8 protein-coding genes and 1 pseudogene are annotated in these 11169 nt (G+C 64.5%); 6 read left to right on the top strand and 3 right to left on the bottom strand.

Features of this window, described 5'->3' with window-relative positions; all coding sequences use genetic code 11:
- The 3 genes from AO501_RS06810 to AO501_RS06800 all read left to right on the top strand — a co-directional run.
- Positions 1-595, top strand: a 595-nt coding sequence (locus AO501_RS06810) for an HAD-IC family P-type ATPase (RefSeq protein ID WP_156452359.1), incomplete at its 5' end; no start/stop codon positions are given.
- Between the two features lie 138 nt (positions 596-733).
- Positions 734-1876 (top strand): threonine synthase, encoded by a 1143-nt coding sequence (locus AO501_RS06805; protein ID WP_231513535.1) that lies wholly within the window; start codon positions 734-736, stop codon positions 1874-1876.
- Positions 1877-2643: 767 nt separating this feature from the next.
- Entirely contained in the window at positions 2644-3333 is a 690-nt protein-coding gene (locus AO501_RS06800; protein WP_055577003.1) for a DUF305 domain-containing protein, read from the top strand.
- Between the two features lie 138 nt (positions 3334-3471).
- Here the strand turns inward: AO501_RS06800 and AO501_RS06795 are convergent, their stop codons facing one another.
- Positions 3472-5451 carry a serine/threonine-protein kinase PknD gene (locus AO501_RS06795; protein WP_055577002.1) on the bottom strand — a complete coding sequence of 660 codons (1980 nt, stop codon included), beginning with the start codon at positions 5449-5451 and terminating at the stop codon, positions 3472-3474.
- A 17-nt stretch (positions 5452-5468) separates the two neighbouring features.
- Complete coding sequence (gene pstS / locus AO501_RS06790) at positions 5469-6575, bottom strand: phosphate ABC transporter substrate-binding protein PstS (protein WP_055577001.1); 1107 nt, start codon at positions 6573-6575, stop codon at positions 5469-5471.
- A 113-nt stretch (positions 6576-6688) separates the two neighbouring features.
- Between pstS and AO501_RS06785 the strand changes: the two are divergent.
- From AO501_RS06785 to AO501_RS06775, 3 genes and pseudogenes are all read left to right on the top strand, one after another.
- Positions 6689-7282: pseudogene (locus tag AO501_RS06785) on the top strand (helix-turn-helix transcriptional regulator); the annotation flags it as partial.
- A 507-nt stretch (positions 7283-7789) separates the two neighbouring features.
- Complete coding sequence (locus AO501_RS35010; RefSeq protein WP_082658439.1) at positions 7790-8683, top strand: alpha/beta fold hydrolase; 894 nt, start codon at positions 7790-7792, stop codon at positions 8681-8683.
- A 108-nt stretch (positions 8684-8791) separates the two neighbouring features.
- Positions 8792-8998, top strand: coding sequence for a hypothetical protein (locus tag AO501_RS06775; protein WP_055576998.1), 207 nt, complete (start codon positions 8792-8794; stop codon positions 8996-8998).
- A 55-nt stretch (positions 8999-9053) separates the two neighbouring features.
- Here the strand turns inward: AO501_RS06775 and AO501_RS06770 are convergent.
- Positions 9054-11169: alkaline phosphatase family protein (locus AO501_RS06770; protein WP_055576997.1), on the bottom strand; the 2116-nt coding region annotated here is incomplete at its 5' end.

Raw genomic sequence — 11169 nt, 5'->3', positions numbered from 1 at the left:
GACCGCGGTCGTGGTCAGCTGGGACGACACGGCCAGGGGAATCCTGGTGGTCGCCGATGCGGTGAAGCCGACGTCGGCTGAGGCGGTCGCGCGGCTGCGTGCGCTGGGATTGACCCCGATCATGCTCACTGGCGACAATGCTGCCGCGGCCCGTGCGATCGCTGGGCAGGTGGGCATCGACCAGGTCATCGCCGAAGTGCTGCCGCAAGACAAGATGGAGGTTGTGCGACGGTTGCAGGCCGAGGGCAAGGTGGTGGCCATGGTCGGTGACGGTGTCAACGACGCCGCGGCCCTGGCGCAGGCCGATTTGGGGCTTGCGATGGGGACTGGTACCGACGTCGCGATCGAGGCCAGTGATCTGACACTGGTCCGCGGTGACCTGCGCGCGGTGCCCGCCGCCATTGAGCTCTCGCGTAAGACGTTGGCGACGATCAAGGGCAACCTGTTCTGGGCATTCGCCTACAACATTGCCGCACTGCCGCTGGCAGCCGCTGGCCTGCTGAACCCCATGTTGGCTGGTGCGGCTATGGCGTTCTCGTCGGTATTCGTGGTCACCAACAGCCTCCGGCTCCGCACCTTCAAGCCGCGCTCGTAACCAAAGCTGACGCGAGCGGCCGCCCCTGATATGAACGCACGGTATCTCGGATCGCTCCGGTGTCCCCGCTGTGGCGAACAAGCACCGGAAGATCGAGCCTCCTTTGGATGCCCGCGCTGCGCCCGCGACGGTATCGGGGTGAATCTGACCCCCGTCTACGCAATCAACGCGGGTCCGCCGCCATGGAAGGCATCCCAGTCAGGAATCTTCGGATACCGCGAGTTGCTGCCGCTGGCGCCAGAGGACACTCCGGTGACCTTGGGCGAAGGCCAGACGCCCATCATTCCGTTGAATCGGCTGGCACCCCGACTTGGACTGCACAGGCTCGTACTCAAAGACGAAGCCCGCAATCCGACGTGGTCGTTCAAGGACAGGCTGGCCGCGGCGGCCGTCACCAAGGCGGCGGCGTCGGGAGCATCGACTGTCATCGTCTCATCGACGGGAAACCACGGCGCCGCAGTGGCCGCCTACGCAGCCGCGGCAGGGCTTCGGTGCGTGGTCCTCACATTGTCATCGATACCGCGCGAGATGAGCATTCTCATTCGAGCCTATGGCGCCTGCCTCGTCGCATACGAGAAAGGCCCGGACCGGTGGTCGGTACTGCGTCAAGCGGTCGAGGCGTTCGGTTGGACCCCGATATCCGGGGCAGTGACCCCGCCGATCGGTTCCAACCCGTTCGGGGTCGAGGGATACAAGACGATCGCCTACGAACTGTGGGGACAACTCGGGGAAGCGCCCGACGTGGTCGTCGTCCCGACCGCCTACGGGGACGCGTTATCCGGAATTCGCCGGGGTTTTGACGACCTGATCCGTCTCGGCCTGACCACCCGCCTGCCCAGGTTGGTCGCGGTTGATCCGTTCGGCGCCTACGCGCAGGGGCTCCACGCCCCACCGGGGCATCAGCCGACGGTGCCCACTGGGCCGTCCCGCGCGTTCTCGGTCGCTGCGCGGGTGGCCACCTATCAAGGCTTGGAGGCGGTCCGGGCCACCCAGGGGACCGCCGTGGCAGAACCGAGCGATGACGCTATTGTCCGTATGCAGCTCGAGTTGGCGTCCACGGAGGGCATCTACGCAGAAGGCGCCTCCGTGTTAGCGGTACTTGCCGCTCAACAGCTCGCTTCCCGACGTTGGATCGATGCTGACGAGAGCGTCGTCTTGCTGTCGACGTCGACCGGATTGAAAGATCCCGGCTCCACGGCCGGCCACCTGCCCGAACTACCGGTCCTTGCACCGACCTTGACAGCCCTTGAGGCGGCGCTACCGGCCGGCATGTGCCGGTGACGCGCCCATCCATGCGGCCGCGTCGGCGCCGTGACGGGGCCTCCGGTCCGGATATAACACGATTGTCACGGCCGGTCAGACCCCTTGTTGGGGTCGCGCGACGATTGGCGGGCCACTTTGCGGGTGGCGCCTGGGTATGAAGCCCAAAGATGGCGATTGCTGCGGTGCCGTTGCAACACAACGAGCTTGGCGCGGGGTGACGAGGTTGGCGCTGCTGACGCTGCGGCACAACGGGCACCGTCCACAACTGATCCCTGGTACTCCGGGGCTCATCAAAACCCCGTCTGGGGTCCGAACGGGGACTGCAATTGGCGCCACGACTCTTTCAATCCCCGTTGCCAGACATGGTGTATCGGGTCCGGCGGCGGAGGACACGGCGGTGGTGGCGGGAGACGCTGGGACGGCGGTGACGGATCGATTCTCATCTCCGCTCCCGAAGGACCCACCACCGGTGCGATTCGGCGAGCAAAATAACCTGTGCCGCAACCAAGTTCGAGTACCCTTTGGATCCGACCGCGCGCCGGACGCTGCGACGAGGCAGTCCCAAATAGGGGCTCGCTGGCCGAAATACCGGGGCTCGGAAAACATCTCGTAGGCCCTTGGCGAAACACCATCGGAACGCGGACCGCTCCGACGCGCAGTTTCGGTACCTGATTGCATTCAGACCTCCTTCGCCGCGGGGGCCGCCTGCAGCGCCTGCTACCGTCTACCCGTATTAGGTATATGGAATCGAGTCCGCTGTTGATTATCGAAAGGAAGTCATCCTGATGGTGCAACGATCGTTGACCGCCTCTGCAGCTGCTGTCATGGCGCTACTGACCTTGACCGCATGCGGCAGCTCCGGCAACCAGGCCCATTCCAGTGCCACGACGGCCGGATCGTCGAGTGTGTCGGGTTCGCCGGCGGGTTCGCAGGCGCATAACGATCAAGACGTCATGTTCGCCCAGCACATGATTCCCCACCATCAGCAAGCCATCCAGATGAGCGACATCATTCTTGGAAAGCAGGGCATCGATCCTCGGGTGATTGACCTGGCCAACCAGATCAAGGCGGCGCAGGGACCGGAAATTCAACAGCTGCAGACGTGGCTCAACCAGTGGGGACAGCCGGCGACCCCGGGTGGCATGTCGCCCTCGTCGACGATGCCCGGCATGCCCGGGATGCCGAGTCAAAGCGGGATGCCCGGCATGCCGAGCCACAGCGGCATGCCCGGGATGGGCGGAATGGACGGAATGATGTCCGAGCAAGACATGCAGGCTCTGCGAGACGCGCAAGGTGTCGACGCCAGCAAGTTGTTCCTTAACCAAATGATTCAGCATCATCAGGGCGCAATCAGCATGGCTCAGCACGAAATCCAGTCCGGTCAGTATTCTGCTGCTACTGCGATGGCGCAGTCGATCGTCAACGCCCAGCAGAAGGAGATCACGACAATGCAGACGATTCTGGGCTCGCTGTAGCGAGCGTTGTTGTGATTGCGGCGTTCACCTCGTGGTGCCGGCTCAGGGATTCGGCAAGGGTCGTTTCCATCGGATCACTTCGCACCGGACCGGCGAACGTCCGTTAGGCGATCTTGCAGCGGATAGCAGGAACTCCGGCTAACCCGTTGCCAGCTGCACCACTCTGCCGTTGCCGTTGTCGGCGACGAACACCTTCTTGTGGGAGGCGTCGACCGCCACGCCCACGGGATGGCCGCCGGTGAACGGCAGTGTCGTCGGGGCGCTCGATCCGGTATCCAGCTTGACGACCTTGCCCGTCTCGTGGTCGGTGACGTAGACGGCGCCGGCGGTGTCTACCGCGATACCCGAGGGCACGGCAAGTCCGGTGAAGGGCAATTCCGTCGGAGTGCTCGACCCGGAGTTGAGCTTCAGCACTCTGTCATTGTCCGAGTCGGTGACATAAACGGTGCCCGAGGGGTCTACGGCAACACCATCTGGATGGTTTAGGCCGGTGAACGGCAGGTCAGCCTGAGTGTTGGATTTGGCGTCCAGTTTCACCACCCGGTTGTTGCCGCGGTCTGCGACATAGATGTTGCCGGCGGCATCGACCCCCACGCCCTGCGGGTATGTGAGGCCGGTAAACGGCAGCACCGTCTGGGTATTGGATCCGGCCGCCAGCTTGACCACCCTGTTGTTGAAGTCGGCGACGTACACGGTGCCGTTGGCGTCTACCGCCAGCCCCTGCGGTTGGTAGAGGCCGGTGAATGGCAGCACGGTCGGGGTGGACGATCCGTCAGCCAATTTCACCACCCGCCCGTACATGCCTTGGCTGGTGACATACACGCTGCCGGTATTGTCCAGCGCCACCCCGCCTGGCGAGAGAGAAAAGCCGATCCCGGTGAACGGCAACACTGTCTGTCCGGGCGCCGATGCCGCTGGTTGCGGTTTCGGCCTGAGCAGATGTCCGGCGATGATGACGGCGACAAGCACCACTAGTGCGGCGGCGCCGATCAGGACCCGCATGCGTCTGCGTCGAGGCTTCGCCCGTGCCCCGGATGTCAAGGCCGGCTCCGGTGGGCCCGTAGGGCTGAGTAAGGGTGGGACATTGGGTTGGCCGCGCCAGCTGGCGGTGTCGGCCGGTGGCGGTGTCCACCCGCTCTGGGTAGCGGGCGAACTTGACATTGCTGACCACGGCCTGGCCTGGGTGACGGAGTCGGCGGTGGCTGGGCCGGTACCGCTCGACAGGATATTTCGCTCGCCGCGCTGCGCAATCGCGGCCGCCTGGTTCTGCTCGCCTGTGGTCAGTGCGTCGTGGGCAGCGGCGGCCAGTTCACCGGCGCTGCGAAAACGTTCCGCGGGGTTTTTGGCCATTCCTCTGGCGATCACGTGGTCGAGACCCGCCGGAACTAGGCCCGGCCGCAGTTGGCTGGGCCGCGGGGCGGGCTCCATCAGATGCGCGCTGATCACCCTCTCGATGCTGCTGCCGGGGTAAGGAGGTGACCCGGTCAAGCACTCGGCCAACACACAAGCCAGCGAATAGATGTCGGCCCGGAAGTCAACCTTGTCGCCGGCGAATCGCTCCGGAGCCATGTAGTTGTAGGTTCCCAGCGCCATCCCGGTGTGGGTCAGCCCCGGATCGGTTGCGGCACGGGCGATGCCGAAGTCGACCAAATAGGCGAAGTCGTCGACGCCGATGATGATGTTCTCCGGTTTGACGTCGCGGTGCGTGACCCTGCTGGCGTGTGCGGCGTCCAGCGCGGCGGCGACCTGTCGCACGATGGCCACCGCTCGGGCCGGTGTCAGCGGACCGTAGGCCGTCAACATGCGGCGCAAAGAGATACCGTCTATCAGCCGCATGTCCAGGTACAGGTGCCCGTCGATCTCGCCGTAATCGTGGATCGGCACCACATGCGGTTCGGTCAGCCGTCCTGCGGCGTCCGCCTCGCGCTGCATCCGCTCGCGAAACACCGGGTCGGCGGAGAATTGCTCTGAGATCAACTTCAGCGCCACCACCCGGTGTTTGCGGGTGTCCTCGGCCTCATAGACCTCGCCCATTCCGCCGCGGCCGAGTAGCCGTATCAGCCGATACGGCCCGACAAGCGAGCCTGTCCTCGGCCCGGGCTCACTGACGCCTGCCATCAAACTCCTTCATGTGATCAAGAGATAGCGTTCACCGCTGTTGCCAGCCGCGCCTGGAGCCCGCTCGGCGGTGTGATGGATCCATACTGCGCCAAGCCCTCTTGCCCCGGACCTATAATCGCCTGCATAAACGCCCTGACGGCTCTGCCCGTGGCGGACTCCGGATACTTCGAACAGACGATTTCATACGTTGGCTCTACGATCGGGTACGCCCCGGGCTGCGTCGGCTTGGCGAACGATGACGTATCCAACACCAAATCATTGCCCTGACCCACAACTCTGGCTCCCGCGATCGTCTTGGCGACTGTCTCGGGTGTGATAGACACGGGATCCGAACCTGCTGAGGTGATGATCTGGGCGATGTTCAGTTGTTTGCCCAGCGCGAATGACCAGGCAGTATAGGTGATCGATCCGTCGGTGGTCTGCAGGGCCGCCGTCACCCCATTGTCCCCGTCGGCGCCGGTACCGACGCCCGTTTCAAACGTCGCGCCGTCGCCTCTGCCCCAGGCGCCGTTGGAGGCGGCATTGAGGTATTGCTGGAAGTTGGCCGAGTTGCCGGACTCGTCACTGCGGAAGATGACCCGGATGGGCGACGAGGGCAGGCTGGTGCCTGCATTGAGCGCCCTGATCGCCGGGTCATCCCACCTGTTGATGGTGCCGTTGAAGATCTTCGCCATCGTAGGCGCGTCCAGCTTCAGCGAACTCACGCCGCCGACGTGGTAAGTGACCGCGATCGGTTGAAACAGTGCCGGCAGCTGCCAGGCGGGGGACCCGCACCGCGCCGCCGCTTTGTTGGTTTCACCTTTGGCCGGGTCCAATGGTATGCCGGACCCGGCCAGATCCGTTTCGCCCTTGATGAAACGCTCGACGCCGGCGCCAGAGCCGTTCGCCTCGTAGTCCAGCGTGTAACCAGGGCACGCGTGGGCGTAGGCATTGACAAATTGTTGTATCGCGTTTGCTTGTGCGGTCGCGCCGCTGGCGTTGAGTTCCGCCTTCCCACCACAGTCGACTTTCGCCGATGGCCCTGACGAGGGAGCGGAGGTATTGGTGTTGCTGCCGCATCCCGACAACACCAGTGCACCAACCACCAGCAGGCCGATGGCGTCGGTTCGGGGGAATCTCACAGAACTCCTATGGACGGATGAAGGGATCAAGACATCTACTTTGCCACCGTTTGCGAGCAACGCGGGCTTAGTCAACTTGAAGCGGCGGCGGCGGGCACCTACAACCTGGTCGTTCGAGAGCCGGCGTCGTCCCGGCCGGTGCTTCCCACGCTCTCGATGCCGGCCCCGCTACCGGGATGATGATCTATCTCGAGCCCACCAGCGCTTCCGGTCGCCGGCTGGCTACGCTGTTGGCTCCCGGTGCCCGTGAGGATGCGCGATCATGGTTGGCGGCCGCCAGGCGCGTCGCCAATCCGATTGAGCAACAGAACCTTTCCCTAGCGGCCAGCACGGTACTGGGTCAACTATGCGGTATCGGTTCGGTATCGTCGCATGCCGGCGCACCGCACTCCTGCCTTCGCGCGGCGATTGATCTTCTGCCCGACCTGCTGTGCGGGCCGTTACGACTCACCGAGGTGGCGCGTGCGGTGAACATATCGGCTGACCGGCTTGGCCGTCTGTTCGCCCGCGACGTCGGCCTGTCATTTCCCGCCTATGTGCGATGGGCGCGGCCCATCCGGACGATGGAGGTGGCCCGCAGCGGGGGCACCCTGAGCACCGCGGCCCACGCCGCCGGATTCACTGACAGCTCACACGCCAACCGAGTCTTTCACGAGATGTTCGGCATCGCCCCGTCCGCCGCGTATAACAGCGTGCGCCTGCAGTGATTGAGACGCGCTCGGATATGTACGCGGCCCAAACTGACGACCCCGCGCCGATGACCCGCCCGCTGTCGCCGACTCAGCAGGACCTGAATCGACAGGCGATGGGCCCACCTGCGTCTGATGTTTCACAGATCAGTGAACGATGGTGGTCGTTGTCGGTGAGCAACCGCTGCGGGAGATCTCATCCGCTGTCGGCGTCGCTGGCGCCGGCGGCGAGTCCCCCGTCATTGAATCACCCGGTGCTGATGTCCGAATCAGTCTGATCCGCACCCGGTGGGTCTCGCGAGTCACCGACGCGGGTGTCGTTATGCCGCAACGCATTCGCCGAAGTCGCAGGAGCACTTGCGTGGTCGGCGAGAATCGGCGCACATCACGCTCGCTGGCGTTGCGGGTGGGCCGGACCAACCGGATCATCGACAGCAGCTGCGCCAGATTAGACTGGGCGCAAGCGGTTTCTCGCTCAGCGCGGGTGCCCCGCAGCGACAAGCGGCGACGTGCCCCTGAACGAGAGTGGGAAATAGGTTGCCGACGCAAACCACCACGCCGGTCTCCCTTGGCGACCGGGTCATTCGTACGCGTGTCCTTGGTCGGGGGCCCACGGTGGTCCTTGAAGCCGGCGGGGCAGGTGAAGCAACGACGGACGCGTTCGGGGGTTCGTTGGAACTGTGGGTTGCCTCCTTTGCCACCGTCTTGACCTACGACCGCGCTGGTAGTGGCGGCTCGGAAGGTCCGCCCCGACGCAGCGTTGCTGAAATGGCTGATGATCTCCATGGCGTAATCCAGCAATCACATTGCGCCACACCGGCGGTCGTGGTGGGGTGGTCGTCGGGCGGTTTGGTTGCTCAGATGTTCGCCTTACGCTATCCAGACGAAGTGGCCGGGTTGGTCTTGCTCGATCCCTCTGCGCCGGTCACTGAATCACGACTGATCGAGTTGCTGGGGATGGCCATGGCGGCCGGAGGGCTTTTCATCGTGGGGACTGCCCAGCTGCTGAGGCTTCCCCGCACAAGCATGGGCCGACGTGTGGTGCGACATATGGCTCCCAACGATGTCACGAAGTCGAACTTGCGCTGGTTTTACCGCTATCTCGACAATCATCCTTGGGCGGGATTGCAGACGGCACGGCTTGTGCCGCGTCATGCTGGTTATCTGCGGGAAATGAAGCGAGCACTCGAACGTGTGCCGTTGCCGGACGTGCCGACGCGGATAATTGTGCCGCGGTCGCCGACCCGTCGGCGCGCTGCATACGCGAAAATGGACGCCGCCAATCGTGCTCTGGTCAAACGGTTTCCTCGAGGCGAACTAATATTCGCCGACGGCACAAGCCACTCGTGGCTGCCAGTCGAACGCCCCGATGTCATTGTTAAGGCGATCCGTGACGTGTTGCGAGCCGGTTCACTTTAGGGTCTGCCCGCGGGAAGCCGCGTCCCGCTTCTGCTGACCGGGTTGTCGAGGTGCGGCAGCCGTGGATGCTGGACAATCAGACTTCACCGGTAGCAGCTGACCACAGCGATGAGCGACAACATGTTCCGCACCGTCGAAGTGTGGCTGAGAAGCCGAGCTCAGGTCGACGAGAATCTGCACATGAACTGCCTCATGCTTGGCGAAGTGCGCGACGTCGAGCGGCTGACCAACGCCAACTGGGGGCGGCTCGTCTTGTTGCGTCGTGTCGCCACCCACTCCGTCCAAATCGCTGCAAGTTACCGGGGTGCTGGCTGAAACCGTTCCTTAGCATGCGCGACCAGTTATCGGTCCGCTCGGTAAGCCCACCCAGCTACGACCAGAAGTCATTCATCGGCGTCGCGTACTTGTCATTCATCGTGAGGAAGTTCAGCGGAACTCCTGGCGCCGGCCCCAACGCGTACTCGATCGTCGACATCAGGCTGTACTGGTTGTAATCCGTGTAGGTGGTGAACTGACCGGACAGCATTGGATGCACTGGCGCGTTGACGGCGCCCTGGTTGGGGATGACGATCGTCGGGACGTGGTTGCCCTCGTTGCCGATGCCCAGTCCGAGATTGTTGAAGTCCTCGTCCCAGGTGATGATGATCGCGTCCCGTTGGCCCGGGGTGTTCCATGCCGTGGAGTTCTGGATGAGGGAGACCTGTTGTTGGAGGAACTGGTCGCCTGCGGCGACGTTGTACTGGTGATTGGTGAGTTGGCTGCCGACGAAGTTTAGGACGCTGATCGGCGAATCGACCGGCCCTTCCATGTCATTGGCGTTGTTGGCGACGATCCAGCTGAACCGCGGGGTGGTACCCGCGTTCCCGAGATCGGTGCTCAATTTCGTCAGGGGGAGTAGGTGCGTCTGCTGGTAGGCGACGGTGTTGTTGTAAACGTAGGTGTATTGAGCCGCAGGTATCTGGAAGTTGCTGTAATCACCCGAGGACACCAGGTCACCCGCGTAGGGCATGCTCTGCGCGTAGTTGGCCCACGAAACACCGGCGGCGTCCATCTCCTGCATGAGGTTGGGTGCGTTGATGGAGGGTGGGTTGGGGTTGTAGGTGATGCCGAAGTCCGAGCCGCCCAGGATCCGGAAATAGGTGGGGGCGCTGGGGTGGCTGTTGGCGTAGAAGCTACCCGCCGACCCGTAAGTGTTCAGCAGGCTGTTGATGTACGGCGCGTTGACACTGCCGACGATGTCGGTGAACCCTTTGTTTTCCATGTAGATCAGGAACACGTGATCGAGTTGGCCGACGTTGGAGGCCGGTACGGTCAGCGCGGCCGGGGTCAGGCCGGGAGCGCCGACGGTGAACGACAGGTTGTCGGCGTAGGCATTGTTGTAGTGGTTCGTGATGGGGTTGTGGTCGTTGAACGTGGCGCTGACTACCGCGGAGGTGGTGCCCGCCGGGACCGTCCCCGAGACGGATCGAGGCTGGAATCCGGTGAATCCCAGGCGATCGATGGCGCTGACCGTGGTGGTCGAGCCGGTGCCCAGGACTGCGCCACTCGAGTTGAGGAAGGTGACCTGCAGGGCGGTCGAGGATGGGTCGATGAGGGCACCGCCGAGCAGCCCGCTGAGTGTGTAGGGCACCGTGCCGGTGTTGATCCTGGCAGCCGCAGCGGTGAGGTCGACGGTTTGTCTGATGCTGGTGGTGGCCACGGGTCCGCCGCCGGCGAAGTTGGCGCCCGCCCCCGGAGGCGAGGTTTGCGGGTAGCCCAGGAAGCTTGGCAGGTCCGGGAACGGGGCGGAAACTCCCAATACGTAGAGCGGCCGCAGCGTGCCGTATTCGATGATGGTGGCAGTGCCGTTCATCGACCAGCCTGGGTAGGTCACCGAGCTGGTACCCGACGGTGACGGGGTGGCGATCTCGAAGCTGCCGTTGACCAACAGGTTCGGGCTCATCGGCAACCCGGGAATCCCGGTGAGGCCCAGCAGTATTCCGCCGGAACCGATGGTGCCGGGGCCGCCCAGCAGAGCGAGCGTCGTCGCGTTGCCGGCGTTGCCGCCGTTGCCGCCGTCGCCGATCAGCCGGGCGCTGGCACCGATGCCGCCGTTTCCGCTGCCCAAATTCGGGGCACCTTCGGCGCCGGTCCCACCGGGACCGCCGTCACCCACAAGCGCTCCGCCGACTCCGCCGTGGCCGCCGGTACCGCCGATGCCGGAGGCGGAGAAGCCGCCGGTCCCACCGGCACCGCCGGTCCCCAGCAGGCCCGCCGTGCCGCCGAAGCCGCCCTGCCCGCCGGGAATCTGCGTGAGGATGGACGCTCCCACCGCGCCGCCCGCACCGCCGGAACCGCCGGAACCGAGCAGGCCGCCGTTGCCTCCGCCTCCACCTTGACCCCCACCGCCGCTAGTGGCCACGGGTGCCAGCACCGACCCACCGGCCCCGCCGGAGCCGCCGGCACCGGCGGGGCCGGTGGGTCGGTGCTGGCACCCGTGGCCACTA

The organism is Mycobacterium gordonae (assembly GCF_001417955.2).
Taxonomy (GTDB): Bacteria; Actinomycetota; Actinomycetes; order Mycobacteriales; family Mycobacteriaceae; genus Mycobacterium; species Mycobacterium gordonae_B.
The sequence above is the reverse complement of the archived record's forward strand: the minus strand, read 5'-3'. Positions and strand labels throughout refer to the sequence as shown.